We start from the raw sequence: 24,743 nt of genomic DNA on the forward strand, positions 1-24,743 counted from the left end.
GGTTCGACGGCCGTGGATCAGTGGATCAGTCGCGGTCCTCGACGGCCATTTCCCCGAGGAGGGACCAGTCCTCCTGCGGGACGTTCATGTTGACGATCCGCGGGGTCGCGGCGAGATGCGGCGGCAGGGTCCGCTGCGCGGCCTTGAAGTGCGGCGAGTTGACGTGGGCCGCACCGGCCTCCTCGTCGCGGAACGCCTCGACCAGGACGTACTCGTCCGGGTCCTCGACACTGCGGGACCAGTCGAACCACAGACAGCCCGGCTCGGCGCGGGTGTCCCGGGTGAAATCGCCGGCGATCTCGGGCCACCGGTCCGCATGCTCGGGCAGAACACGGAATTTCGCGGTGATGAAGATCATTGGGGGTTCCTCACGTTGTCGCGGATCGGCCGGCCCCTTGGCATGGACCGGCGGTGTTCCAGGGTCGGCGGTCAGGGGACGAGAATGGCGCGCCCGCGGATCCGTCCGGCGCCGAGGTCGTCCAGGGCGTCCTGGAACCGGTCCAAAGGGTACGTGGTGGTGTGCGGGCGCACGCGATCCCGGGCCTGCCGCGACCCGCGCGCTGACCTCCTACGACTGGCCCGAGAACGTCAGGCAGCCACGCCGGGTGGTGCGGGAGGCGGCGGCCAGGAGAGATGTGATCGACACCCGTCATCTCCCGGCCGAGGTGTTCACCCGCTCGGGCGGCCGGCTGACCCGTCAACGGCAGGCGGCGCCTGGGCCGTCGAGCCGCGGACGACCAGGTCCGGCTGGAAGACGAACTCCGTGTGCTGCACCGGGTTTCCGGCCATCTCCTCAAGCAGCGCCCCCACCGCCGCCGTCGCCATCGACTGCACCGGCTGCCGGACGGTGGTCAGCGGCGGATCGGTGAAGGCGATCAGCGGGGAGTCGTCGAAGCCGACCACCGACACCTCGTGCGGCACCCGCAGCCCCCGCCGGGCCGCCTCCCGGATCACCCCGAGCGCCATCAGATCGCTGCCGCACACGATGCCCGTACAGCCCTGGTCCAGCAGGGTGGCCGCCGCCACCTGCCCGCCCTCGACGCTGAAGAGCGTATGCCGCACCAACTCCCCCGCCTCGCCGGGCGATCGGCCGAGCAGCTCGGTGCTCGCCGCGAGGAACCCCTCGACCTTGCGCTGCGCGGGGACGTAGCGGGCGGGCCCCACCGCGAGGCCGATCCGGTGGTGGCCGAGCGCGGACAGATGGCGGACGGCCATCCGCGCCGCCGCCCGGTCATCGGGTGAGACGAAGGTGGCCTGGATGTGCTCGTTGTAGCCGTTGATCAGTACGAACGGCACCTTGCGGCCGGCCAGCCGGGCGTAGCGGGCGGGGTCGGCCGTGGTGTCGGCGTGCAGTCCGGACATGAAGACGATGCCCGCCACATCGCGCTCCTCCAACTGCTCCACCAGTTCGTCCTCGGTGGCGCCGCCGGGCATCTGGGTGCACAGGATCGGGGTGTAGCCATGCCCGGCCAGCACCTGCTCGATGATCTGCGCGAAGGCGGGGAAGACCGGGTTGGTCAGCTCCGGGATCACCAGGCCGACCAGCCCGGCGCTGCGCCGCCGCAGCCGCACCGGCCGCTCGTAGCCGAGGACGTCGAGGGCGGCGAGCACCCGCTGCCGGGTGGTGTCCGCCACCCCCGCCTTGCCGTTGAGCACCCGGCTGACGGTGGCCTCGCTGACCTTGGCCTGTGCGGCGATATCGGCGAGCCGCGGCCCCGCCGCGGGTGGGCTCGTCACGACTTGGTCGCTCCGGCCGTGAGCCCCGCGACGAGATGGCGCTGGGCCCAGGAGAACACCAGCGCCGCCGGGATGGCGATCATGACGGCCGCGGCCGTCATGGAGCCCCAGTCGGAGGTGTACTGGTTGACGAAGGTCTGCAGTCCGGCGGCGAGCGTGAGGTTGTCCTCGCCCGTCATGAAGGCGGAGGCGTAGGCGACCTCGGCCCAGGCGGTGATGAAGGTGTAGAACGCGGTCACCGCGAGCCCCGGCTTGGCCAGCGGGACGACGAGGCGCCAGAAGGTCCCGAACGGGTTGAGGCCGTCGACCCGGCCCGATTCGTCGATCTCCACCGGGATGGTGTCGAAGAAGCCCTTCATCATCCAGGCGCAGAACGGCACGGCGACGGTGAGGTAGGTGACGATGAGCGAGATCGGCTGGTTGAGCCAGCCCAGCGTCGACATGATGTTGTACAGCGGCACGATGAGGATGGCCACCGGGAACATCTGGGTGATCAGCAGCAGCCACATCAGCGGGCGCATCCCGGGGAAGCGGAAGCGGCTGACGGCGTAGCCGGTGGTGGCCGCGATGAAGACGCCCAGGATCGTGGTGATGACCACGATGAACAGCGAGTTGCCGAACCAGGTCAGGAACTCGGTGTCGCCCAGGACGTGTTGATAGTTCCGCAGTGTCGGGTTCTTCACCACATCGGTGCTGAACGCCTCGCTCTTGGGCTTGAACGAGGTCACCACCAGCCACAGCGGCGGGAAGACCGCGACGGCGGAGGCGATGACGAGCGTCGTGTGCAGCCCGACGGAGGCGAGCGGGCCGCGTCGTTGGTCGCGCATGGCTACCACACCTCTCCCTGCTTGCGGAGCGAACGGCGGTAGACCACCGCGAAGAGCATGAGGATGAGCAGGATCAGCACACCCCAGGCCGAGGCGCCGGCGAAGTCGCGCGGGCTGTTGACGAAGGAGAGCCGGTAGGCGTACGTCACCAGGATCTCGGTGGCGTCGCCGGGTCCGCCGCGGGTCAGCAGGAAGATCACCGGGAACATGTTGAACGTCCAGATGGTGGACAGCAGGATCACGGTGGAGCTGACCGAGCGCAGCCCGGGGAGGGTGATGTGGCGGAACCGCTGCCAGGGGCTCGCCCCGTCCATCTCGGCGGCCTCGTACAGCTCACCGGGGATGGACTGCAGCCCGCCGAGCAGCGCGACCAGCATGAACGGCACCCCGAGCCAGATGTTCACGGCGATCACCGACGCCTTGGCCATGGTGGGGTCGTTGAGCCAGGGCACCGCGTCGATCCCGCCGCCGTCGAGCACCTTGTTGAGGATGCCGTTCTTCTCGTTGTAGAGCAGCCGCCAGGCGAAGACGGAGACGAAGGCGGGGACGGCCCAGGGCAGGATCAGCAGCGACCGGTAGAGGGTGCGCCCGGCGAACCGCCGGTTGAGCAGTACGGCCAGGCCCAGGCCGATCGAGAAGGTGAGCGCCACACAGCAGACGGTCCAGGTGACGGTCCAGCCGAGCCGGTCCCAGAAGACCTGGTCCTCCAGGATGGCCTTGAAGTTGTCGAGGCCGACCGTCTTGTAGGTGGCGGGGATGTGGTTGATCCCGATGGTGCGCTCGACATTGGCCTCGTTGGCGTCGGTCAGCGACAGATAGAGGCCGCGGACCAGCGGATAGCCGATGATCAGCCCGATGACGACCACGACGGGCGCGACCATGGCCCAGGCGTACCAATGGCGGGCCAGTGCGTTGCGGATGCCGCGCGGCGGCGGAGTTCCATCCTTGTGAACCCGGCCGCCCCGGCCGCGGGCGCCCTTCGCGCCCGCGGCCGGGTCCAGCGGCCGGCTGGTGTCGACAGCCATCGTCGCCGGCCCTACTTCCAGTCGCCCTTGAGGAGCTTGCGGTACGCGTCACCGGCCGACTTGGCGGCCTTCTCGGGTGAGGTCTTGCCGGTGAGGACGTTCGGGAACTGCACCAGGATCGCCTGGAAGAGGCTGTTGCCCTCGGGGATCCAGGGGCGCTCGACGGCCTTGTCGACGGCGGCCTTGAAGAACTTCACATTGGGGTTCGCGGCGACCGACTTGTTGGAGTAGACGGAGGTGCGGGTGGGCAGCAGTGAGAGCTTCTCGGTGGTCTTGGCCTGGACCTCGGGCGAGCTCATGTACTGGGCGAAGGCGTAGGAGGCGTCCAGGTTCTTCGACCCGGCGTAGACGGTGAGGTTCTGGCCGCCCTGCGGCGCGCCCTGGCCCTTGCTGCCGGCCGGGACGGGGACCACACCGAGGTTGGACTTGTCCTTGAACGCCTTGCCCGCCAGGGTGTCCTCGATCGCCCACGGCCCGTTGATCGTCATCGCGACGTCGCCGTTCTTGATGGCGTTCTGCATGTTGTCCCAGCCATCGGTGGCGTCGGTCTCCGCCGCCTTGGAGGTGACCAGGTCCCGGGCGGACGCGAACGCCTTGACGCCGGGCTCGTCGTCGATGGTGACCTGCTTGGCGCCGGTGTCGAGGAGGTCGCCGCCCTCGCCGTAGATGAAGGGCAGGTACCAGTAGGCGTCGTCGCCGCGCAGATACAGACCGGTCTTGCCGGTCGTCTCCTTGATCTTCTTGGCGGCGGCCTTGAGCTCGATCCAGTCCTTGGGCGGCTGGACCCCGGCCTCCTTCAGCATCTTCTTGTTGTAGAAGAGGCCGAGGGTGTCGATGACCTGCGGTACGGCGTAGGTCTTGCCCTTGAACTCGGCGCCCGCCAGGGCCTTGGGCAGATAGTCGGACTGGTCCGCGAGGGCGGGGGTGCCGTCCAGCGGGGCGAGATAGCCGATGTTGGCGAGGTCCTGGGTCCAGGCGACCTCGGTGCGCAGCACATCGGGCGCGCCGGAGCCGCCGGAGCCCGCGGCGTTCTTGAACTTGGCCAGCGCCTCGCCGAAGGGCACGTTGACGTAGTTGACCTTGACGTCGGGGTGCTTCTTCGCGAAGCCGAGGGCGAGCTCCTTGTAGGTGCCCTTCTCCGCCTCGTTCGACGTGTCCCAGTAGGTCACGGTGCCGGAGAGCTTGCCGCCGGACTTCTTGTCGCCGCCGCTGCCGCCGTCGTCACCGCCGCATGCCGTCGCCGCGAGCGCCATGGCCGCGACGAGTGCGGTGGCCGCTATGCCACGTCGCATCTGAACTCCTCCAAAGCCGGCCGCTCCGTCGCGGCCCCGGGTTGCGGAGGAACGTAACAGGGCCGCAAGCCCGCCGAAAGAGCTTGCGGCAAATTTCTGCAAGGCGCTCGGCATCGTTACGTCCGCGTGTCCCCGCGGTAGCCGCTCCGCTCCCGCTCAGGCGCTTGACATGCGTCCACAGCACGACCGGAGCCCCCGCCAAGGGCACCAGCGCGCCCTGCAAGCTCTTCCGCAAGGCATTGCAGAGCTGTTACGTTCGCGCCATGACCCAGGAGCTCACGACCTCCCTTCCCACCGAGCCGGTGCGACCGTCCGAGAGCCCCGGATGGTGGCGCGACGCCGTCATCTACCAGGTGTACGTACGGTCCTTCGCCGACAGCGACGGCGACGGGATCGGCGATCTGCGCGGGGTGCGGGAGCGACTGCCGCACCTCGCCGGGCTGGGTGTGGACGCCGTCTGGCTGACCCCCTTCTACGCCTCCCCGCAGGCCGACGGCGGCTACGACGTGGCCGACTACCGCACCGTGGACCCGCTCTTCGGCACCCTCGGCGACGCCGACGACCTGGTGCGCACCGCCCATGAGCTGGGGCTGCGGGTGATCGTGGACGTCGTCCCGAACCACAGCTCGGACCAGCACCCATGGTTCCGCGAGGCGCTCGCCGACCGGCCCGGCGGCGCGGCCCGCACCCGTTACCACTTCCGCCGCGGCCGCGGCGCGCAGGGCGAACTGCCGCCGAACGACTGGGAGTCGGTCTTCGGCGGCCCCGCCTGGACCCGTACCACCGATCCGGACGGCACCCCGGGCGAGTGGTATCTGCACCTCTTCGCCCCCGAGCAGCCCGACCTCAACTGGGACTCCCCCGAGGTGCGTGCCGAATTCGACTCGGTGCTGCGCTTCTGGCTGGACCTGGGCGTGGACGGCTTCCGGATCGATGTCGCGCACGGCATGGTCAAGGCCGCCGGGCTGCCCGACATCGGCCGCACCGAACAGGCCAAGCTGATCGGCTCCCAGGTGCTGCCGTTCTTCGACCAGGACGGGGTGCACGAGATCCACCGCTCCTGGCGCCGGCTGCTGGACTCCTACCCCGGTGACCGGATCGGCGTCGCCGAGGCATGGGCGCCCACCGCCGAGCGGCTGGCCCTCTACGTACGCCCGGACGAGCTGCACCAGGCGTTCAACTTCCAGTTCCTCAAGTGCCCGTGGGACGCGGCCGCGATGCGCGAGGTGATCGACGAGTCGCTGGCCGCGACCCGCTCCGTCGGCGCCCCCACCACCTGGGTGCTCTCCAACCACGACGTGGTCCGGCACACCACCCGTTACGCCGACGGCGGCCCGGGGCAGGGGCTCGCCCGCGCCCGTGCCGCGGCCCTGCTCACCCTCGCCCTGCCCGGCTCGTCCTACCTCTACCAGGGCGAGGAGCTGGGCCTTCCCGAGGTGACCGACCTGCCGGACGAGCTGCGCCAGGACCCGGCCTTCTTCCGTACCTCCCCCGACGGGCAGGACGGCCAGAGCGGTCAGGACGGCTTCCGCGACGGCTGCCGGGTGCCCCTGCCCTGGACCCGCTCCGGCGAGAGTTACGGCTTCGGCCCCGGCGGAAGCTGGCTGCCCCAGCCGGACGCCTGGTCCGGGCTGTCCGTCGAAGCGCAGACCGGCGACCCCGGCTCCACGCTGGAGCTGTACCGCGGCGCGCTCGCGCTGCGCCGTGAGCTGCCGGGCCTGGGGGACGGGCCGATGAACTGGCTGGAGGCCCCGGCGGGGGTGCTCGCGCTCTCCCGGCCGGGCCTGGTGTGCACGCTCAACACGCTCGGGGAAGAGGTCGAACTGCCGGCCCCGGGGCGCGCCCTGCTGTCGTCGGCGCCGCTTTCGTACGGGGCCGGAACCGTACGCATTCCGCCTGATTCGTGCGCGTGGTGGGCAATCTGACACGCGACCGGTACAGTCCCACTCCATGACCGCACGGCTTGCTGACATCGCAGCCCAGGCGGGGGTCAGCGAAGCCACCGTCAGCCGCGTCCTCAACGGCAGGCCGGGGGTGGCCACGGCCACCCGCGAGTCCGTCCTCGCCGCCCTGGACGTCCTCGGCTATGAGCGGCCCGTGCGGTTGCGGCAGCGCAGCGCCGGGCTGGTGGGACTGATCACCCCCGAGCTGGAGAATCCGATCTTCCCCGCGCTCGCCCAGGTCATCGGGCAGGCGCTCACCCGGCAGGGCTACACCCCGGTGCTGGCCACCCAGACTCCCGGCGGCTCGACGGAGGACGAGTTGACCGAGATGCTGGTGGACCGGGGCGTGGCCGGGATCATCTTCGTCTCGGGGCTGCACGCGGACACCTCGGCCGATATGCAGCGCTATGACCAGCTACGCGGCCAGGGTGTTCCGTTCGTGCTGGTGGACGGCTTCTCGCCAAAGGTGCGGGCGCCGTTCATCTCCCCCGACGACCGGGCGGCGATGGGGCTGGCGGTCACCCATCTGGTCTCGCTCGGGCACACCCGGATCGGTCTCGCGCTCGGGCCGAAGCGGTTCGTTCCCGTACTGCGCAAGATCGAAGGCTTCCAGCAGGCGATGCGGGACCGGCTGGGGCTCTCCCCGGAGGAGTCCGAGGAGTTGATCCAGCATTCGCTGTACACCCTGGAGGGCGGCCAGGCGGCGGCGACCGCGCTGATCGACCGGGGCTGTACGGCGGTGGTGTGCGCGAGCGACATGATGGCGCTGGGCGCCATCCGGGCGGCCCGGCAGCGAGGTCTGGGGGTCCCGCAGAACGTCTCGGTGGTCGGCTTCGACGACTCCCCGCTGATCGCCTTCACCGATCCGCCGCTGACCACGATCCGTAAGCCGGTGCAGTCGATGGGGCAGGCGGCGGTGCGGGCGCTGCTGGAGGAGATCGGCGGCACTCCGGCCCCGCCCAGCGAGTTCGTCTTCCTCCCCGAACTGGTGGTGCGCGGCTCGACGGCGTCGGCCCACGGCGTTGAGGCGCGGGGCCGGGCGGCCGGGGGCGCGACCTAGACCCTGGCCGGGGGACGTAGATGCATATACGCCCCATAGAGGACCCCCGGATCAGGACATAAGCAATCAAGACCCGATGCCGGGGATGATCTGCGGGTGGACGTCGTCTGGCAGACTGTTGCCCTATGGGTGGAGCGACTATCAGGACGACGGCGGGCCGAATGGCCACCCCGGCACCTCTCGCGGACACCGATGCGGCACGGGCGCCGCACCACACCCTGATGGACCGGTTGCGTACGCCCAGAAGGCCCCGGCTCTGGTTCGAGATCGTCCTCATCGCCGTCAGTTACTGGACGTATTCGCTGATTCGCAACGCCGTCCCGGAGCAGCGGCCGGAGGCGCTGCGCAACGCGGGCTGGATCTGGGAGTGGGAGCACCGGCTCGGCATGGCCTTCGAACGGGGCGTCAACCATGCGATCGACTCGGTCAGCTGGCTGATCGTGGGCATGAACTACTACTACGCGACGCTCCACTTCATCGTGACGCTCAGCGTGCTGGTGTGGCTCTACCACTGGCATCCGGGCCGCTACGCCGCCACCCGGCTGGCGCTCTTCGCGACCACGGGCGTGGCCCTGCTCGGCTACTACTTCTTTCCGCTGGCCCCGCCCCGGCTGATGAGCGGCGGCCATTTCATCGACACCGTGGTGGCGCACAACACCTGGGGCTCGATGGCCTCGGGAAACCTCGCCGATATGTCGAACCAGTACGCGGCGATGCCCTCGATGCACATCGGCTGGTCGCTGTGGTGCGGTCTGACCATCGCCACGCTGGCCCGTCCGGTGTGGGTGAAGGTGCTGGGGCTGCTCTACCCCTCGGTCACGCTGCTGGTGATCGTCGCCACCGCCAACCACTTCTGGATGGACGCGGTCGGCGGGGTCGTCTGCCTCTCCTTCGGTTTCGTGCTGTCGTGCGCGTGGTACGGCTCGCTGCCGTACCGGCTGCCGAAGCAGGTGGCCGTGATCTGCACGGCTTGATCGTCCCCGGCGGAGCCGCCATTCTCTGTTCCGCAAGGTCGACATGAGGTCAAGGGTCGACATGAGTTCAGGGGCTCCATGTGTCGCGCTGATCGACGCGGAATGAGCACGATGAGCGTGACGAAAGGGACCACCGGCCACCGTGCACACCGCCGACGCTTCTGTATCCACGTCCGTACCTGCCTCCTCCGTATCCGCCACCGGCGCCGTCGCCGCTCCGGGCGTGCTGCTCCCCCGGCCCCGTACCGCCGGACGGCCGCGCTTCCCGCTGGTGGCCACCGACCTCGACGGCACCCTGCTGCGCAAGGATCTGACGGTCTCGCCCCGCACCCGTGAGGCGCTCGCCCTCGTCCGGGCCGCCGGGGCGCGGCATCTGGTGGCCACCGGGCGCCCGGCCGCGTCCTGCCGGGAGTTCCTGGTCGCGATCGGCTACCGGGGGCTCGCCGTGTGCGGACAGGGCGCGCAGTTGTACGACGCCTCCGCGGACCGGCTGCTGGTCTCGGCGTCGCTGGACCGGGAGCTGGCCCGGTCGGTGGTGGAGCGCACGGAGGAGGCATTGGGCGCGGGGCCGCTGGAGCTCGCCGTGGTGACGGCGGCGCCCGAGAACCGCTTCGTCGTCACCGCCCGCTTCACCGACCGGATGCGCCCGGAGTGGGGGCTGGCCGAGCGGGAGGAGCTGTGGGCGGCGCCGATCGAGAAGGTGCTGATGCGCCACCGGACGGTGGCGGACGGGCTGGTCGCCGAGACCGCGGAGCGGGTGGGCGCGGGCGAGGTCGCGGTGACCCACTCCGAGAAGGGCATGATCGAGGTGCTCCCCGCCGGGACGGACAAGGCGATGGGGCTGCAACTGGCCGCCGACCGGATGGGGTTCACCCCCGCGGAGACGATCGCGTTCGGCGACATGCCCAATGACATCCCGCTGCTGGGCTGGGCCGGATACGGGGTCGCGATGGGCAACGCGCATCCGGATCTGATGGCGATAGCCGATGAGGTGGCGCCGTCCCACGAAGAGGACGGGGTCGCGGTGGTGCTTGAACGGCTGTTCGCCCACCCTTGAGCGGCTCTCGCAGCGCACTCGCGACCCGCTGGAGCCGGCCACCCCGCCCTTGACTGGGCATATAGAACTAAACAAAATATCCAAGGTGCGAGCTGAACCACGAGCCGAAGCCCACTACGTCGACGAGCGCTCCGGAACCACGTACTCCATCGACGACCCCCGCTGGTGCGGTGACGACGGGGCTCCCCTCACCGTCTCCGCGCTGCCCGGCATCACCCGCGAGCAGGTGGACACCGGGGCCCGGTCACTCTGGCGCTACCGAGCGGCCCTCCCGGTGCGCATCGACGCCCCGGTGTCACTGGGTGAAGGGTGCACCCCGCTGGTCGAGAAGGACTGGGGGGAGGATCGGATTCTCTTCAAGCTGGAGTGGTTCAGCCCCACCGGCAGCTTCAAGGACCGCGGCACCAGCGTGATGATCTCGCTCCTCGCCCAGCGAGGCGTACGGGAGGTCATCGAGGACAGCTCCGGCAATGGCGGGGCCTCCGTCTCGGCCTACTGCGCCGCGGCCGGCATCCGGGCCAGGATCCTCGCCCCCGCCACCACCTCCCCCGCGAAGATCCTCCAGAGCCGGGCGTACGGCGCCGAGGTCGAGCTGGTGCCCGGCGACCGGGACGCCACCGCGGCGGAGGCGCTGCGCCAGTCGGCCCATACGTACTACGCCAGCCACAACTGGCACCCCTTCTTCCTCCAGGGCACCAAGACCCTGGCGTACGAGCTGTGGGAGGACCTGGGCTTCACGGCGCCGGACGCCGTGGTGACCGTGGCGGGCGCGGGCAGCACCGTGCTCGGCTGCGACCTCGGCTTCTCCGAGCTGCTCGCCGCGGGCCAGATCGCCCGCCGCCCCCGGCTGCTCGTGGCCCAGCCCGCCCACTGCGCACCGCTCCACGCCGCGTTCCGCGCGGGCACCGAGACCCCGGTGCCGTTCGACCACGCCCCGACCATCGCCGAGGGCACGGCGATCCGGGAGCCCGTCCGCTTCCCCGAAGTGCTGCGCGCCATCCGCCGCTCGGACGGCGACATGGCGGCCATCCCGGAGGACGAGATCGCCGCGGCGGTCCGCCGGCTGGCCGCGATGGGGCTGTACGCGGAGCCGACCAGCGCGACGGCGGCCGCGGCGATCGAGGTCTTCCGGGCCCGGGGCGCGATCCGTCCCGGGGAGACCACGGTGGTGCTGCTGACCGGGTCGGGCCTGAAGGCGGCGCCCACGATGACGGAGCTCTTCGGTTGACCGAGGAGAAGGTTCAGGAGACGACGGGAACACCCGAGGACGAGCTGCTGCTGCGCGAGGCCGAGAAGATCGTGGTCGCCATCGGCCGGATGTTCCCGGGGCTGTGCGAGGTGGTCCTCCACGATCTGCGCAACCCCGACCAGTCCATCCGCGCCATCGAGAGCAATCTCTCCGGCCGCGAGGTGGGTCAGCCCACCACCGAGCTGGGCCTGGCCCGGATCCAGGACCCCGGCTTCCCCGACATCGTCCAGAACTACGCCAACCGCTTCCCGGACGGCCGCCCGGCGAAGAGCACCTCGATCGGCATCAAGAACGGCGCGGGCCAGTACGTCGCCGCCATCTGCCTCAACTTGGACGTCTCCCTCTTCGGAAGCGTCGCCCGCAGCCTCAACAACCTCGTCCGGACCGATGAGCAGCAACAGCCACTCACCGAAACCCTCCGCGCCCGCACCGCCGCGGAGCTGCGCACCGTCATCGAGGAATTCGCCGCCGCCCGCGGCCAGACCCCGCGCAGCCTCGGCACCCCCGCGAAGAAGGAACTCGTCCGCACCCTCAAGACCAGCGGCTTCCTCCAGGTGAAGCACTCCGTCCAGGTCGTCACCGAACTGCTCGGCGTCTCCCGCGCCACGGTCTACAACTACCTGCGCTCACCCTGACGCCGGGAGCCCCGTCCGGTGCGCCCGTGCTTCAACGCGTGCCAGGTAATCCCGGATCAATCCGACGTAGGCACGGCGCAGGGGTGGTTCCTCCAGGTATCCCATGCCTCAGGCAGAGGGGTTCCCGAAAAAACAGCCGCCGCGAATCTGGTGAAATGGCCCAGCCGCTCTGCCCTCGGCAGAGCGCCGAGCGGGCGGACTTCCCCGGCGCCACGTACGAGGAACTCGCCGGGGAAGCCGAGATCTGGTCGGGCGTCCACGTCGTCCCGCCCCCCGACGGTCTCGTCTCGCGCCTTCGGCGCCTTTGAGCATGGGTCCGGGGGGTGGGGGCGCGGGCGGCGGGCCGTGGGTGGCACGGCCGGTGGCGGCTCCCGTGCTCAGGGGCTTGGGCCGATGCCGGACCGCCGGGGGGGGTGGGGTACCCCCTGGAAAACGTTTGACAAATTAGTTGCTTCAGATCAAGCGCTTTCGGAAGGGGTACCCGGAGGGGCCGTCAGTCCGGTCGGGTCCTGGCCCAGGGCCACAGGAGCCGCCACCGGAGCCCACCACCACCGGCCCGTCGGCCGGCGGCGAGGCCCGCGCCCCCGTCCCCCGCGCCCATGCTCAATGGCGCCGAAGGCGCGAGACGAGACCCGCATCGTGCCACCGGCCCCAGCACCGGAACGCGGCCACGACAGTTACGCGCTTCCCGATAGGTGGTCGAAATCGCCCCGCTTGAGCCCCCGGACAAAGGCAGCCCATGGGACCAGGTCCGTGGTGATGATGGCCGCCGGGTCATCGCTCTCGCGGATGAGTATGAGACCGGGAGACGGCGTCGCGACCTCGACGCACTCCGCGCTGACTTGACCACTGCTGAAGCTCGACTTCCGCCAACAGGACATGCCCAGGGCTCCCCTTCACAAGGTGTACAGCAAGTGCTGGATGAGCTGGAGTGAATCCCTCTCGGTATAGCACTTGCGTTCGCCTTGGAGGGCCATGGGTGGCAGGGCCACCGCGCTGAGGTGCTCGAAGGCCGAGTTGTACTGGGTCAGGTGCTCACGGTCCCCCAGGAAGACGGACGAGACCGGATGCTCGACATAGACCGTGCTCAGTTCGGGGACCCGACTGTCCAAGATGCTGAAAGGGGCTCCCGGTGTCGTCGAGTTGACGTCCGACTTGAACGGCAGCAGCTGAATGCGCACGTGAGGCAACTCGGCCATCGTGACAAGGTGCTCGATCTGGCGGCGCATGACGTCGCCGGGCACGAACTTCATCAGGAGGGCGGCTTCATGGATGACCGCATGGAAGAGCTGCGATCCGTCGACCAGCACGTGCTGTCGCCGCTGCCGGAACTCAACGCCTGCGTCGATCACTTTCGGGCTGTCCGGCTGCCCGCTCTCGAAGAGGCAGCGCATGTAGTCCGCCGTCTGGAGTAGACCTGGCACGTACATCCACTGGAACGAGCGGTGCGCCACGGCACTCGCCTCCAGCTCCGCGAGATCGAGGGCTCGGGCGTTGTGGCTGACTTTGTAGGACGACCACCACCCCCGACCCGTGGCCCGGCTCAACTCGCACAACCCATCAACCAAGGGATGGCTAGTGCAACCGTACGCCGCCGCGAGAGCCCGTAGTTTCTCCTCCGGGATGGCCGTGCGACCCGTCTCGATGTGACTCATGTGCGCTCGCCCGAGCCCCGCATGGGCTCCCGCCTCCGTCGCGGACAAGCCACTCGCCTCGCGCAGCTTCCGTAGCTCCTCACCCAGCCGTCGTTGCCGTTGGGTCGAGTTGGCCCGCAGCCCCATCGCGCGACTCCCTTCCTGGATCAGGCGCAGTCTGCCCGCTTTTGAGGCGAGCGGTCCACTCGGGAGAGGGAATTTCCGACATTAGGTTGCGCTAGCTAAACCGACATCTCTACCGTCGAAGCCGAACCGCCCAACCGGCGTCCGCCCAACGGCCGTTGGCCGAAGGAGGCAACATCACCATGAGCGCCCAGTTCCCCCGCGCCGACTTCTCCCTCGTCTTCCCGCCCGACCCCGGCTGGGTCCGTACCGCCCGAGAAGCCGTCCGCACCGCCCTGCGCAGCGCGAACCGCACCGATTTAACGGACACCGCTCTGCTCCTGACCTCCGAAGCCGTCACCAACGCCGTCAACGCCTGCCGGACCAGCGGCTGCTCGGCGCCCGTCACCCTCTACGCCGAGTGGGGACCGTACGGCACCCTGCGCGTTCTCGTGAGCGACGACGCCCCCGGCTTCCCCGCCCAGCGCGGCCTTGCCCGGGACACGGCCGACGCCGAGAACGGCCGAGGGCTGCTCATCATCGGCAGTTCCGCCACTGACTGGGGCGTCTGCCACCACGGACCGGGTCCCGGGAAGGCGGTGTGGTTCCAGGTCAACGGGGTGAGTTCATAAGCAGTCCAGTTGCCCTGGCGCGGGTGCCATGCGAGAGGGCTCGGGGCTCGCCTCTCTCAATTCAGGGCAACGGGACGGGTGTGCGCCACCCGCGGAGCTACCGTGACGCCACGTTCCCCTGTCCCTCGGCACCTGGAGGATTGCGTGCGGTACAAAGGTCCGCTTCCGAAGCGACTCACCGGCCGGTTCAACGCCTGGATGGTCGGGCTGCGGTCCTCTCCGCGGTGGGGGCGGAGGGTGAGTGGGCGGCTGACGGTGGTGACGTATACGGGGCGGCGGTCGGGGCGCAGTTTCAGTACGCCGGTCGCCTATCAGCGCGCCGCCGATGTCGTCACGATCGCCGTGGCCATGCCCGAACGGAAGCTGTGGTGGCGCAACTTCACCGGAGAGGGCTGGCCGATAGCGCTGGATCTGGACGGGAGTGACCGGACCGGGCACGGGGTCGCCCGGGTCGATGAGAAGGGCCGCGTCACCATCACCGTGCGGCTCGACGAACCGCCCGCCGCGAACGGCCGCTGACGCCTGCAGAATTGCCATGGCCCCTTCACGCCGCGTGCGGAGCCGCTGAGTAGGATCGGCGGCCACACGGGGGAAGGGCGTAAATGAAAAAGTTGTTGGGCGGCGCGCGCCGCCGGGCGGCTCTGGTCGGCGGCGCCGTCGTGGTGCTGGTGGCGGCCGGGGTCGGGACCTGGGCCACGGACACCTGGCCGTTCAATGGGAAAGACAGCTACTGCTGGGGTGCCTGGAAAGAGGACAGCGGGCCGGACTTTCTGAGCCGCGAGGCGCTGGACGAGGACAACGCGAGCCGTACGTCCAAGGAAACCGCGCCGACACCGCGGCAGCCGCGCGGGCGGTGCGCCGTGGCGCTCCACTCCGAGCGCTACAGCAGCGATGGCGACAAGGTCGTCGAGAGGACCGAGGTCACGGTCACCTACGGCCCCGCTCCCGAGGGCGCCGCGCGGCGCATGGAGTGGATCGGCGGATATCTCGGCGACCGGGCGATGCCGCTGCCCGACGGGCTGCCGGGCGCCACCGACGGCGGTCATGCGCTGCTGGTGCTGCCCAAGGGGTGCGATACGCGCGACGGGCGGCCGACCGCGGTCACACTCGACTCGGCGGCGGAGAGCGTCTACAGCGACTCCACCATGCCCGGCGACGCCGGGCTCGGCGGCTCCCCATCGGTGGCCCGGCTGCTCGTCGCGGTCGCCAACCACGCGATGGAGAAGGCGGGTTGCGCCCCGGACAAACCACTCAAAGTCGACTCGCCCGTGCTCACGCTGCCCGAGAGCCGCGAAACGTTCTTCACCCGCGCCTGCCGGATCAGGGGGCTGGAGCTGGGCAAGGAGGCGGAGGATCTCGCCTACCAGGTCGGCCCGGTCACCCGCGATCTCCAGTCCTGTTCGGTGCGGCAGGTACGCGGTGACGGGCGGTACTTCGATGCCCTGATGGTCGCCCAGCCCCGGCTCTCGGCGCTGTTCGACGGGGCCACCGGCAGCAAGGCGCCCGCACGCGGCTGGCGCGGTACGGGGGTCTTCGCCGACGGCTACAAGGTCGTACGGGCCGACTGCGCGGGGCGCCCGTTCACCGTGCTGATGCTCGCCCCGTCGCTGCACGAGACGACTCCGTACTTCGCCACCTTCGCCAACGCCGTGGCGCGACGCCTCGGTTGCGCACCCGTCGCACCTGGGGGATCCGACCGATGAGCGACTCCGAGAACGACAACAGCGACGAGAGCGGGACGAGCGACGAGCGCGTGCCCCTGCACGAGCGGCGCCGCCCCTGGTGGCACTGGCAGCGCCTGACCGGCAGTCGGCCGCGGCTGGCCGTGACCACGGGCGTCATCGGGGTCCTCGCCGGGGCGCTGCTCGGTGGCGCGGGCGTGGCCTGGCAGGCCGAGGCGGGTCCGTTCGCGGACGACCGGGCCTGCTGGGGCGCCTTCAGCCGGGACGATGCGGCGGCGCTGTTCGAAGGCAAAGTCGGCGGCAAAGCGGACGTCAAGAGCTCCGAGGTGCCCATCACCGGCGATCGCACCGGCGCCGAGGGCTCGTCCGGCCAATGCCTGCTGACCTCGGACGGCTCGCGGATCACCGTCCAGGCGCATCAGTTGGACACCCGGTTCGGCGGCGCGGGCGATCAGTGGGCCGATGAGTTCCTGTCCGCGCGGCTCACCCCGCTGGGCGGCGGACTGCTGGGCATGGCCTCGGACACCCGGGCCTGGCTCGCGGTGCCCGACGGCTGCATCGGCCGGCCGCGTGATGCGGACGTCACCGGCGGTCCGACCGTGATCGACCTGGCGACCGGCTGGACGATCTACGACGACGAGGTCAACACGGAGGCCCGCGATCGACTCGCGCGTGCCGTGGTCAGGTTGGTCAACCACTACATGACCGAGAAGGGGTGCACGGGCACCATCGCCGATCCGATCGGCCGGATGCCGGAGCCGCCGCGGTTCCTGGACGAGAAGAAGGACGCCATGTGCGGCGTCAAGGGGCTGCCGCTCCCCCGCGGGTACGGGCGCGACTCGCTGGGCCGCACCCTGGTGACCCGGGGCGCGGGGCCGGTGCGCACCTGCGACCGCCGGGTGCTCTTCCACCATCCCGAACTGCGGCTGATGACGGTGGAGGACCCCCGGCTGGCCATGCTCTACGCGCGGCTGTCCCGGGACGGCGCCAAGGAGCCGATCAAGGCCGGTGAGCACGACGGATACGGCTTCGTCCGCGACGACATGGGGATGTTCCAGGCCGAGTGCCAGACCGGCCCGGTCACCTTCCTGATCCGGGCGGACAGCGGCCGGAGCCGTGCCGAGATCCGTACGCTCCTCCCCCGCTTCGTCGCGGCGGAGGCGGACCGCGTCGGCTGCGGGCCCCTGCACATCACGCTGCCCGCGGAGGGGTGAGCCGGGGCAGGGGCAGGGGCAGGGCTGGGCACCAAGGGCCACCCAGCCCGGCCCCGGCCCCGTATCAGCTCTCGTAGTCGTAGAAGAGCCGTTCCACCACCGCCCGCGCCCGGCGGGTGGTGCGGCGGTAGTCGTCCAGCATCTCGCCGACGTGGCCGGGGCCGTAGCCCAGGTAGCGGCCCACGGCGGCCAGTTCGCGGACGTCCGTGGGGAAGGTGTCGCCTGCGCGGCCGCGGACCAGCATGACGGCGTTGCGGACGCGGCTGGCGAGGACCCATGCCTCATCCAGGGTCTGGGCGTCCTCGGTGGAGATCAGCTCGGCGGCGTGGGCGGCGGCCAGGGCCTCGCGGGTGCGGGTGGTGCGCAGTCCGGGCTCGGCCCAGCCGTGCCGCATCTGGAGCAGCTGGACGGTCCACTCGACATCGCTGAGACCGCCCCGGCCCAGCTTGGCGTGGGTGGTGGGGTCGGCCCCGCGCGGCAGCCGCTCGGACTCCATCCGGGCCTTGAGCCGCCGGATCTCGCGGATCGCGTCCTCGCCCAGCCCCTCGGCCGGATACCGCAGCGGATCGATCAGCTCGATGAACCGCCGGCCGAGCCCGGGGTCGCCCGCCATCGGCTCGGCGCGCAGCAGCGCCTGGCTCTCCCACACCAGCGCCCAGCGGCGGTAGTAGGCGGCGTACGAGCCCAGCGTGCGCACCAGTGGCCCGGACTTGCCCTCGGGGCGCAGATCGGCGTCGATGAGCAGGGGCGGGTCGGCGGTGGGGAGCTGGAGCAGCCGTCGCATCTCGTTGGCCACGGCGAAGGCGGCGCGGGCGGCCTCCTGTTCCTCGGCCCCCTCGCGCGGCTCGTGGACGAAGAGCACATCCGCGTCGGAGCCGTAGCTGAGCTCATGGCCGCCGAAGCGGCCGAGGCCGATGACGGCGAAGCGGGTCGGCAGCTCATCGCCCCAGGTGTCGCGGACGGCGGCGCGCAGGGCGCCGGCGAGGGTCGCGGCGTTCAGATCGGAGAGGGCGTCGCCGACCATGTCGATCAGCGCGGCGGCGTCCACGGGCGGTTCGGCGGCGGAGACGGCGGGGACGGCGGGCCGGGCCGGCATATGGGGTTCGGATTCCCGCAGCGCGCTGGGGACCTCGGGGGTCTTGCCCGGCGAGGCGGCGGGCGCCGTCGCCGCCGGTCCCGTGGCCCGGCCCGGCGTCCGCTCGTCCGACAGCGGCCAGCTCACGGTCGGGCGCACCTCGCCGTTGGCCAGCCGGGCGCTTTCGATGACGTCCGCGGCCGCCGTACGGAACATCTCGCGCCGCCGCACCCCGCGGGCCACCGCGACCGCCTGTTCGGCGCCGTCGGCGCGGCCGACGGCGGCCAGCACTTCCTGTTCCAGATGGGCCCGGCCGCGCGGGCGCAGCCCCTCCGGGTCGCCGAGCAGGGCGACCGCCTCGGGGGCGCGCAGCAGCAGATCGGGGGCGAGCCGCCCGGCGGAGAGCACCCGGGCCAGGTTCTCGGCGGCGGCGCCCTCGTCGCGCAGCAGCCGCAGATACCAAGGGGTCTTGCCGAGCGCGTCCGAGACCTTGCGGAAGCCCAGCAGCCCGGCATCCGGGTCGGCGGAATCGGCGAACCAGCCCAGCAGCACAGGCAGCAACGTACGCTGAATCGCGGCTTTTCGGGTCACACCGGACGCCAGCGCCTCCAGATGGCGCAGTGCACCGGCCGGGTCCGCGTACCCCAGGGCCGTGAGGCGCTGACCGGCCGCCTTGGGGCTGAGCCGGATCTCGCCGGGCTGGAGCTGGGCGACGGCGTCCAGCAGCGGCCGGTAGAAGAGCTTCTCGTGCAGCCGCCGCACTTCGCGGGCGTGCCGCCGCCAGGCGGTGCCCAGTTCGGTCACCGGCTCGGTGCGGAACCCCAGCGACCGGCCGAGGCGGCGCTGATCGGCCTCGCCCTCGGGCATCAGATGGGTGCGGCGCAGCCGGTAGAGCTGGAGGCGGTGCTCCATGGTGCGCAGAAAGCGGTACGCGGCGTCGAGCGCGGCGGCGTCGGTGCGCCCCACATAGCCGCCCGCGGCCAGGGCCGCGAGCGCGTCCAGCGTCGTACCGCTGCGCAGCGACTCATCGGACCGCCCGTGCACCAACTGCAGTAGCTGGACGGCGAACTCGACGTCGCGCAGCCCCCCGGGGCCCAGCTTGAGCTCGCGGTCGACCTCGGCGACGGGGATGTTCTCGACCACCCGGCGGCGCATCTGCTGCACATCGGGGATGAAGTTCTCGCGCTCGACGGCCTGCCAGACCATCGGCGCGAGGGCGTCCACATACGCCTGGCCGAGCGCGGCGTCGCCCGCCATCGGACGGGCCTTCAGCAGCGCCTGGAACTCCCAGGTCTTGGCCCAGCGCTGGTAGTACGCCAGATGGCTGGAGAGGGTCCGCACCAGCGGACCGTTGCGCCCCTCGGGGCGGAGGTTGGCGTCCACGGGCCAGATGGTGCCCTCGACGGTGACATCGGAGCAGACGCGCATCAGCCGGGAGGCGAGCCGGGTGGCGGCCCGCACCGCCTCGTCCTCCTGGACCCCCTCGACCGCCTCCGCCACGAAGATCACGTCCACATCGGAGACGTAATTGAGCTCGCGGCCGCCGCATTTGCCCATGCCGATCACGGCCAGCTTGCAGGCGGCGGCGTCCTGCGGCTGCTCCTCGGCCGCGATCTCCAGCGCGGCCCGCAGCGTCGCGGTCGCCAGGTCGGCCAGCTCCGCGGCCGTCTGGGTGATGTCGATGGTGCCGCACACATCGCGGGCCGCGATGGCCAGCAGCGCCCGGCGGTAGGCGACGCGCAACGCGTCGGCCCGGGGCAGCCCCGCCCCGGGCGCGCCCCAGACCCCCTCGGCCAGGGCCCGCTCGAACTCGGGGGTGGCCGGATGCAGATCGACCGACTCATACGTCACCAGGGCGTGCCAGTCCCCCGGATGGCGGGCGAGGTGGTCGCCCAGCGCCTCGGAGGCGCCGAGCACCCCGAGCAGCCGGTCGCGCAGCGGTTTGGCGGTGACGAGGGTGTCCAGCAGCGCCTGCCGCGAACCGGCCCGCTGCCCGCCGTTCTCCCCCGCGCCGTCCTTCCCCTTCGCCGCCTCCTCCTCGGGCAGCGCCTCGACGAGCCGTACGAGCCCGAGCAGCGCCAGATCCGGGTCGGCGGTCGCGCCGAGCGCCTCCAACAGCACCGAATCGCTGCGCACCGCGGCCAGCTCGGGCGCGTCCAGCAGCCGCTGGGCGGCCGAGGCGTCGGTGAAACCGTGCCGCAGCAGCCGGGTGACATTGCTGCTCCTGCGTCCCTGCGGTACGGACATCCCGCCGCCTCCCGTCCCTGGTCGACTCCGCGCCGTTCGACCACGCGCACACCGGTGATCAAAGGCGCCGCTGACGAGCCTAAGCGACCCCGAGGGCGAAGCGGCAGGTCCGAGCGGGGTCAGGCGACGACGAAACGGGCCCGCGGCTCACCGTGGAGACGGCCCGTCGGGAGCCTGCGGCCGTAGGCGACCAGGAGAAGGTCCTGGGCGCGCCGGTCAGCTCGTCGCCGGTGCCGTAGGACCAGTCGAGGTCGTCGGCGCGGAGCCGGACCCCGTCGAGGTCGGCCCCGAAGAACTTCAGGCTCTTGGGGCTGACCGTCCCCAGCAGGACGCGAAGCCGCTCCTCGGGGACCCGGCGGTCGATCCCGAGCGCGACGGTGATGTCCAGGCCGTGGATCACATCGTGGCCCAGCGCCGTCTCGATCCCGCCGACCGGCGGCTTCCAAGGGTGGTCGGCGTGGTCCCTGAGGAACGCGGCCAGTTCGCCGGTCGAGGCGGTGGCCGCGTCCTTACGGGCGAGCCGGTCGGTCATCCGGTGAAGGCCGCCGCGCGCCTTGGTCAGCTCCCACAGCACCGCGGGCAGCGGATACCGGAACCCCATGGACATATGCGCCGCGACCTCCCGCACCCGCCACCCCGCACACAGGCTGGGCGCGTCCCACTGCTCGGCCGTCAGAGTGTCCAACAGGTCCGCCAGCTCCCGGCGTTCGGCCGCGATCGCTCTTCTGATGTCCACGAGATCCATGAGCTCAAGGGTTTCGGCAGTGCTGCCATAAGTCCAAGAGCTCATGGTTCTCGCAACCAGAAGCGACAGTTATCGGACGTGGGGAGATCAGAGAACGGGCAGCATCTTCCGCAGCTCGAAGGGGGTGACCTCGGAGCGGTACTCCTCCCACTCCTGCTTCTTGTTCCGGAGGAAGAAGTCGAAGACATGCTCCCCGAGCGTCTCCGCGACCAGTTCGCTGCGCTCCATCAGGTCGATCGCCTCGCCCAGGTTCTGCGGCAGGGGCTCGATGCCGAGGGAGCGGCGCTCGGCGTCGGAGAGGGCCCAGACGTCGTCGTCGGCGCCGGCCGGGAGTTCGTAGCCGCCCTCGATGCCCTTGAGCCCGGCCGCGAGCAGCACCGCGTAGGCCAGGTAGGGGTTGGCGCCGGTGTCCAGGGAGCGGACCTCGATGCGGGTGGAGCCGGTCTTGCCGGGCTTGTAGAGGGGGACGCGGACGAGGGCGGAGCGGTTGTTGTGGCCCCAGCAGATGTAGGAGGGGGCCTCGCCGCCCGCGCCGGCGGTGCGCTTGGAGCCGCCCCAGATGCGCTTGTAGGAGTTGACCCACTGGTTGGTCACGGCGGAGATCTCCCCGGCGTGGCGGAGCAGCCCCGCGATGAAGGAGCGGCCCACCTTCGAGAGCTGGAACTCGGAGCCGGACTCGTAGAAGGCGTTGCGGTCGCCCTCGAAGAGGGAGAGGTGGGTGTGCATGCCCGAGCCGGGGAATTCGGAGAACGGCTTGGGCATGAACGTGGCCTGTACGCCCTGCTCCAGCGCGACCTGCTTCATGACCAGGCGGAAGGTCATGATGTTGTCGGCGGTGGAGAGCGCGTCGGCGTAGCGCAGATCGATCTCCTGCTGGCCGGGGGCGCCCTCGTGGTGGGAGAACTCGACCGAGATGCCCATCGATTCGAGCATGGTGATCGCCTGGCGGCGGAAGTCCATGCCGATGTTCTGCGGGGTGTGGTCGAAGTAGCCGGAGGAGTCGGCGGGCACCGGGCGGGTGCCGTCCACCGGCTTCTGGTTGAGCAGGAAGAACTCGATCTCGGGATGGGTGTAGAAGGTGAAGCCGAGGTCGGAGGTCTTGGCGAGGATGCGCTTGAGGACGAAGCGGGGGTCCGCGAAGGACGGTGAGCCGTCCGGCATCAGGATGTCGCAGAACATCCGGGCGGTCCCGGGGGCCTCGGCGCGCCAGGGCAGGATCTGGAACGTCCCGGGGTCCGGCTTGGCGATCATGTCGGATTCGTAGACACGGGCGAAGCCCTCGATCGCGGAGCCGTCGAAGCCGATGCCTTCGTCGAAGGCGCCCTCGAGTTCGGCCGGCGCGACGGCCACGGACTTCAGGAAGCCGAGCACATCGGTGAACCAGAGCCGCACGAACCGGATGTCGCGCTCTTCGAGTGTGCGGAGCACGAACTCCTGCTGCTTATCCATGGTCCCCTATCCTTGCAGGTCAAACGGCTCTTTTCGCGGGCGCGGGGCACCTTCCGCAGCCCAGTATCACGCGGTGGGATTACACGGAGGTTTCGTCCGGGCTCTCCGGTCTCCCCTCAGCTCACCACGATGTGTGCATCGTACTTTCACCCAGCCGGTCCCGGCCCCGGGCGTTCCGCGCCCACCGTGGCGCCTGCGGGAGCTCCATACCCCTTGGGGGTAGTGTGCCGACTATCACGATGATCAAACGGTCAGATGATCTGAACGGTCAGATGGAGGCGGCGGTGTACCAGAGCCCCTCACCCCACAGCCGACCGCTGATGCGTCGCATAGAGCGGCGCGTCGGCCGCCCGCCCTTCCGGCGGGGCGGCGGACGCGCCGACCCTCACGCATCCGGCACACATCAGCATTGGGGTACCGACTCATGCACGAAAAGACTCGCCGTGCCGTGCTCGGCACAGGCATCGCCGCCGCGGGCAGCGGTCTGCTCGCGGCCTGTGGCTCCCCCGGCCCCCACCCCCGGGCCGCGGGCCGCGACGGTATGGACAGCAACACGATGGGCGCCCCCGCCCGGGCCGGCGCGCCCGCGGAGGACGCCCCGCCGGAGTATGTCTCCCCCCACGGGCCGGAGGTCGCCGCGACCGAACAGCGGCGGGGCCCCGGCCCAGTGCGGACGTTCCGGCTCACCGCCACCGCGACCACCCTGGACATCGGCGCCCGCAAGGTGGCGTCCTGGGCGTACGAGGACCAGGTGCCGGGCCAGGAGATCCGGGTGACCGCGGGCGACACGATCGCCCTCACCCTCGCCAACAACCTGCCGCAGCCCACCACGCTGCACTGGCACGGCATCCGGCTGCGCAACGACATGGACGGCGTCCCGGGGGTGACCCAGCGGCCGGTCAAGACCGGCGCCACCTTCGACTACCGCTTCACCGCGTACTACCCGGGCACCTACTGGGTCCATCCGCACTCGGGCGTCCAGCTCGACCGGGGGCTGTACGCACCGCTGATCGTGGAGGACCCGAAGGAGCCGCTGAAGTACGACAAGGAGTGGGTCGTCGTCCTCGACGACTGGCTCGACGGGGTGGGCGGTCGCACCCCGGACACGGAGCTCGAACGGCTGGGCGGCGGCAGGGGCGGCCACTCCATGGGGGACGGCGGCAAACGAGCCGCCAAGGGCGCGGCCAAAGGCACGGCCGCGGGCGCCGCGAAGCGCGGCGCGGCCCGTCCCGCGGCGCCGAAGAAGGCCGCGCCCGCCGCGCCCATGGAGAGCGAGCTGCTGGGCGGCCACGCGGGCGATGTCACCTACCCCTACTACCTGGTCAACGGCCGCACCCCGGAGTCCCCGCAGGTCTTCCGCGCCAAGCGCGGCGACCGGATCCGCATCCGCCTCATCAACGCGGGCGGCGACACCGCCTTCCGCGTCGCCCTCGGCGGCCACCGGATGACCGTCACCCACACCGACGGCTACCCCGTCGTACCGGCCAAGACGGACGCGCTGCTGCTGGGCATGGGCGAGCGCTACGACGTGCTGGTCACCGTCAAGGACGGGGTCTTCCCGCTCGCCGTCCTCGCCGAGGGCAAGGGGCGCTCCGCGATGGCGGTGCTGCGCACCCGCGGCAAGAGCCCCGTGAAGTTCCCGCGCCCCAAGGAGCTGGACGGCGAGCTGCTCACCGCGGACCGGCTGAAGGCGGCGGAGGACGTACGCCTGGCACCCAAGGAGCCCGACCGGATCATCCGGATGCGGCTCACCGGCTCGATGCGGCGCTACGACTGGGCGATCAACGGCCGGCCGTACGACCCCACTCAGCGCTATCCGGTGCGGGCCGGTGAGCGGGTGCGGATCTCCTTCATCAACGGCACCGACATGTGGCATCCGATGCATCTGCACGGCCACACCTTCGGGCTGCCGGACGGCGGCCCCCGTAAGGACACCACGATCCTGCGGCCGCACCACAAGGTGAGCGTGGATCTCGACGCCGACAATCCGGGGCTGTGGATGGTCCACTGCCACAACGTCTACCACTCGGAGTCCGGGATGATGACCATCCTCGGTTACCAGAAGTAGCCGCGGCGTCCGGGACGGCCCGGCCCCCGGAGGCGAAGGGGCCGGGCAGGGTCCGCCCCGGCGCCGCCGTCGGGC

At 70.8% G+C, this 24,743-nt stretch carries 21 protein-coding genes and 2 pseudogenes; 12 read left to right on the forward strand and 11 right to left on the reverse strand.

The annotated features are described in order from the left end of the window. Window positions 1-25 precede the first annotated feature (25 nt). The 6 genes and pseudogenes from CGL27_RS15190 to CGL27_RS15220 form a co-directional block, all read right to left on the reverse strand. Window positions 26-358: a putative quinol monooxygenase gene (locus tag CGL27_RS15190; RefSeq protein WP_078641034.1), complete on the reverse strand. Its 333-nt coding sequence runs from the start codon at window positions 356-358 to the stop codon at window positions 26-28. 71 nt (window positions 359-429) lie between these two features. Next, window positions 430-543: pseudogene (locus tag CGL27_RS53475) on the reverse strand (NAD(P)-dependent alcohol dehydrogenase); the annotation flags it as partial. Between the two features lie 126 nt (window positions 544-669). Further along, window positions 670-1,737 carry a LacI family DNA-binding transcriptional regulator gene (locus CGL27_RS15205; protein ID WP_119987360.1) on the reverse strand — a complete coding sequence of 356 codons (1,068 nt, stop codon included), beginning with the start codon at window positions 1,735-1,737 and terminating at the stop codon, window positions 670-672. Next, window positions 1,734-2,564 (reverse strand): carbohydrate ABC transporter permease, encoded by an 831-nt coding sequence (locus CGL27_RS15210; RefSeq protein ID WP_014060142.1) that lies wholly within the window; start codon window positions 2,562-2,564, stop codon window positions 1,734-1,736. Before CGL27_RS15210 ends, CGL27_RS15205 begins: the two co-directional genes overlap by 4 nt. Before the next feature lie 2 nt (window positions 2,565-2,566). Then, a complete protein-coding gene (locus tag CGL27_RS15215; protein WP_107439338.1) occupies window positions 2,567-3,445 on the reverse strand; it encodes a sugar ABC transporter permease in 879 nt (292 codons plus the stop codon). Between the two features lie 155 nt (window positions 3,446-3,600). Further along, entirely contained in the window at window positions 3,601-4,881 is a 1,281-nt protein-coding gene (locus CGL27_RS15220) for an extracellular solute-binding protein (protein ID WP_119987363.1), read from the reverse strand. Between the two features lie 263 nt (window positions 4,882-5,144). Between CGL27_RS15220 and CGL27_RS15225 the strand changes: the two genes are divergently transcribed. The 7 genes from CGL27_RS15225 (at window position 5,145) to CGL27_RS51985 (ending at window position 12,107) form a co-directional block, all read left to right on the forward strand. Beyond that, window positions 5,145-6,806: a glycoside hydrolase family 13 protein gene (locus tag CGL27_RS15225; protein WP_119987365.1), complete on the forward strand. Its 1,662-nt coding sequence runs from the start codon at window positions 5,145-5,147 to the stop codon at window positions 6,804-6,806. Between the two features lie 25 nt (window positions 6,807-6,831). Then, complete coding sequence (locus tag CGL27_RS15230) at window positions 6,832-7,884, forward strand: LacI family DNA-binding transcriptional regulator (RefSeq protein ID WP_119987368.1); 1,053 nt, start codon at window positions 6,832-6,834, stop codon at window positions 7,882-7,884. A 125-nt stretch (window positions 7,885-8,009) separates the two neighbouring features. Then, the gene (locus CGL27_RS15235; RefSeq protein ID WP_162952985.1) at window positions 8,010-8,858 is read left to right on the forward strand and encodes a phosphatase PAP2 family protein; all 849 of its coding nucleotides are present in this window, start codon (window positions 8,010-8,012) and stop codon (window positions 8,856-8,858) included. A gap of 268 nt (window positions 8,859-9,126) precedes the next feature. After that, window positions 9,127-9,915 (forward strand): HAD-IIB family hydrolase, encoded by a 789-nt coding sequence (locus CGL27_RS15240; RefSeq protein WP_205587921.1) that lies wholly within the window; start codon window positions 9,127-9,129, stop codon window positions 9,913-9,915. 85 nt (window positions 9,916-10,000) lie between these two features. Beyond that, window positions 10,001-11,143: a threonine synthase gene (locus CGL27_RS15245; protein ID WP_119987374.1), complete on the forward strand. Its 1,143-nt coding sequence runs from the start codon at window positions 10,001-10,003 to the stop codon at window positions 11,141-11,143. Continuing rightward, entirely contained in the window at window positions 11,140-11,799 is a 660-nt protein-coding gene (locus tag CGL27_RS15250; RefSeq protein ID WP_119987376.1) for a PAS domain-containing protein, read from the forward strand. The genes CGL27_RS15245 and CGL27_RS15250 overlap by 4 nt, the downstream gene beginning before the upstream one ends. Before the next feature lie 155 nt (window positions 11,800-11,954). After that, complete coding sequence (locus CGL27_RS51985; protein ID WP_237298854.1) at window positions 11,955-12,107, forward strand: hypothetical protein; 153 nt, start codon at window positions 11,955-11,957, stop codon at window positions 12,105-12,107. A gap of 369 nt (window positions 12,108-12,476) precedes the next feature. On the opposite strand, the gene CGL27_RS15260 is transcribed toward CGL27_RS51985, so the two are convergent. Continuing rightward, window positions 12,477-12,680 carry a DUF397 domain-containing protein gene (locus CGL27_RS15260; protein ID WP_119987380.1) on the reverse strand — a complete coding sequence of 68 codons (204 nt, stop codon included), beginning with the start codon at window positions 12,678-12,680 and terminating at the stop codon, window positions 12,477-12,479. Between the two features lie 15 nt (window positions 12,681-12,695). After that, complete coding sequence (locus tag CGL27_RS15265; protein ID WP_119987383.1) at window positions 12,696-13,580, reverse strand: helix-turn-helix transcriptional regulator; 885 nt, start codon at window positions 13,578-13,580, stop codon at window positions 12,696-12,698. A 179-nt stretch (window positions 13,581-13,759) separates the two neighbouring features. Here CGL27_RS15265 and CGL27_RS15270 point away from each other — a divergent pair, with 179 nt between their 5' ends. The 4 genes from CGL27_RS15270 (at window position 13,760) to CGL27_RS15285 (ending at window position 17,084) form a co-directional block, all read left to right on the forward strand. Further along, window positions 13,760-14,188, forward strand: a complete 429-nt coding sequence (locus tag CGL27_RS15270; protein ID WP_119987386.1) for an ATP-binding protein — start codon at window positions 13,760-13,762, stop codon at window positions 14,186-14,188. Window positions 14,189-14,332: 144 nt separating this feature from the next. Beyond that, a complete protein-coding gene (locus tag CGL27_RS15275; protein WP_119987389.1) occupies window positions 14,333-14,707 on the forward strand; it encodes a hypothetical protein in 375 nt (124 codons plus the stop codon). 83 nt (window positions 14,708-14,790) lie between these two features. Next, on the forward strand, window positions 14,791-15,891 hold the full coding sequence (locus CGL27_RS15280) for a hypothetical protein (RefSeq protein WP_119987391.1): 1,101 nt from the start codon (window positions 14,791-14,793) through the stop codon (window positions 15,889-15,891). After that, window positions 15,888-17,084 (forward strand): hypothetical protein, encoded by a 1,197-nt coding sequence (locus CGL27_RS15285; RefSeq protein WP_205587699.1) that lies wholly within the window; start codon window positions 15,888-15,890, stop codon window positions 17,082-17,084. The genes CGL27_RS15280 and CGL27_RS15285 overlap by 4 nt, the downstream gene beginning before the upstream one ends. Before the next feature lie 64 nt (window positions 17,085-17,148). Here CGL27_RS15285 and CGL27_RS15290 read toward each other — a convergent pair whose 3' ends face one another. The 3 genes and pseudogenes from CGL27_RS15290 to CGL27_RS15300 form a co-directional block, all read right to left on the reverse strand. Further along, window positions 17,149-20,406 carry a bifunctional [glutamine synthetase] adenylyltransferase/[glutamine synthetase]-adenylyl-L-tyrosine phosphorylase gene (locus CGL27_RS15290; RefSeq protein WP_119987394.1) on the reverse strand — a complete coding sequence of 1,086 codons (3,258 nt, stop codon included), beginning with the start codon at window positions 20,404-20,406 and terminating at the stop codon, window positions 17,149-17,151. 119 nt (window positions 20,407-20,525) lie between these two features. Further along, window positions 20,526-21,151 (reverse strand): annotated as a pseudogene (locus CGL27_RS15295) (maleylpyruvate isomerase family mycothiol-dependent enzyme). A gap of 87 nt (window positions 21,152-21,238) precedes the next feature. Then, entirely contained in the window at window positions 21,239-22,600 is a 1,362-nt protein-coding gene (locus tag CGL27_RS15300; protein ID WP_078641050.1) for a glutamine synthetase family protein, read from the reverse strand. Between the two features lie 424 nt (window positions 22,601-23,024). Between CGL27_RS15300 and CGL27_RS15305 the strand changes: the two genes are divergently transcribed. Beyond that, the gene (locus CGL27_RS15305; RefSeq protein ID WP_119987397.1) at window positions 23,025-24,668 is read left to right on the forward strand and encodes a multicopper oxidase family protein; all 1,644 of its coding nucleotides are present in this window, start codon (window positions 23,025-23,027) and stop codon (window positions 24,666-24,668) included. Window positions 24,669-24,743 lie beyond the last annotated feature (75 nt).

The organism is Streptomyces sp. 11-1-2, assembly GCF_003595545.1.
GTDB classification, from domain to species: domain Bacteria; phylum Actinomycetota; class Actinomycetes; order Streptomycetales; family Streptomycetaceae; genus Streptomyces; species Streptomyces hygroscopicus_B.

What these genes read in the sequence shown, in the direction of transcription:
- CGL27_RS15190 (WP_078641034.1), bottom strand. Translation starts at nt 358, where the DNA reads ATGATCTTCATCACCGCGAAATTCCGTGTTCTGCCCGAGCATGCGGAC.
- CGL27_RS15210 (WP_014060142.1), bottom strand. Translation starts at nt 2,564, where the DNA reads ATGCGCGACCAACGACGCGGCCCGCTCGCCTCCGTCGGGCTGCACACG.
- CGL27_RS15215 (WP_107439338.1), bottom strand. Translation starts at nt 3,445, where the DNA reads ATGGTCGCGCCCGTCGTGGTCGTCATCGGGCTGATCATCGGCTATCCG.
- CGL27_RS15220 (WP_119987363.1), bottom strand. Translation starts at nt 4,881, where the DNA reads ATGCGACGTGGCATAGCGGCCACCGCACTCGTCGCGGCCATGGCGCTC.
- CGL27_RS15225 (WP_119987365.1), top strand. Translation starts at nt 5,145, where the DNA reads ATGACCCAGGAGCTCACGACCTCCCTTCCCACCGAGCCGGTGCGACCG.
- CGL27_RS15230 (WP_119987368.1), top strand. Translation starts at nt 6,832, where the DNA reads ATGACCGCACGGCTTGCTGACATCGCAGCCCAGGCGGGGGTCAGCGAA.
- CGL27_RS15235 (WP_162952985.1), top strand. Translation starts at nt 8,010, where the DNA reads ATGGGTGGAGCGACTATCAGGACGACGGCGGGCCGAATGGCCACCCCG.
- CGL27_RS51985 (WP_237298854.1), top strand. Translation starts at nt 11,955, where the DNA reads ATGGCCCAGCCGCTCTGCCCTCGGCAGAGCGCCGAGCGGGCGGACTTC.
- CGL27_RS15260 (WP_119987380.1), bottom strand. Translation starts at nt 12,680, where the DNA reads ATGTCCTGTTGGCGGAAGTCGAGCTTCAGCAGTGGTCAAGTCAGCGCG.
- CGL27_RS15265 (WP_119987383.1), bottom strand. Translation starts at nt 13,580, where the DNA reads ATGGGGCTGCGGGCCAACTCGACCCAACGGCAACGACGGCTGGGTGAG.
- CGL27_RS15270 (WP_119987386.1), top strand. Translation starts at nt 13,760, where the DNA reads ATGAGCGCCCAGTTCCCCCGCGCCGACTTCTCCCTCGTCTTCCCGCCC.
- CGL27_RS15280 (WP_119987391.1), top strand. Translation starts at nt 14,791, where the DNA reads ATGAAAAAGTTGTTGGGCGGCGCGCGCCGCCGGGCGGCTCTGGTCGGC.
- CGL27_RS15285 (WP_205587699.1), top strand. Translation starts at nt 15,888, where the DNA reads ATGAGCGACTCCGAGAACGACAACAGCGACGAGAGCGGGACGAGCGAC.
- CGL27_RS15290 (WP_119987394.1), bottom strand. Translation starts at nt 20,406, where the DNA reads ATGTCCGTACCGCAGGGACGCAGGAGCAGCAATGTCACCCGGCTGCTG.
- CGL27_RS15300 (WP_078641050.1), bottom strand. Translation starts at nt 22,600, where the DNA reads ATGGATAAGCAGCAGGAGTTCGTGCTCCGCACACTCGAAGAGCGCGAC.
- CGL27_RS15305 (WP_119987397.1), top strand. Translation starts at nt 23,025, where the DNA reads ATGCACGAAAAGACTCGCCGTGCCGTGCTCGGCACAGGCATCGCCGCC.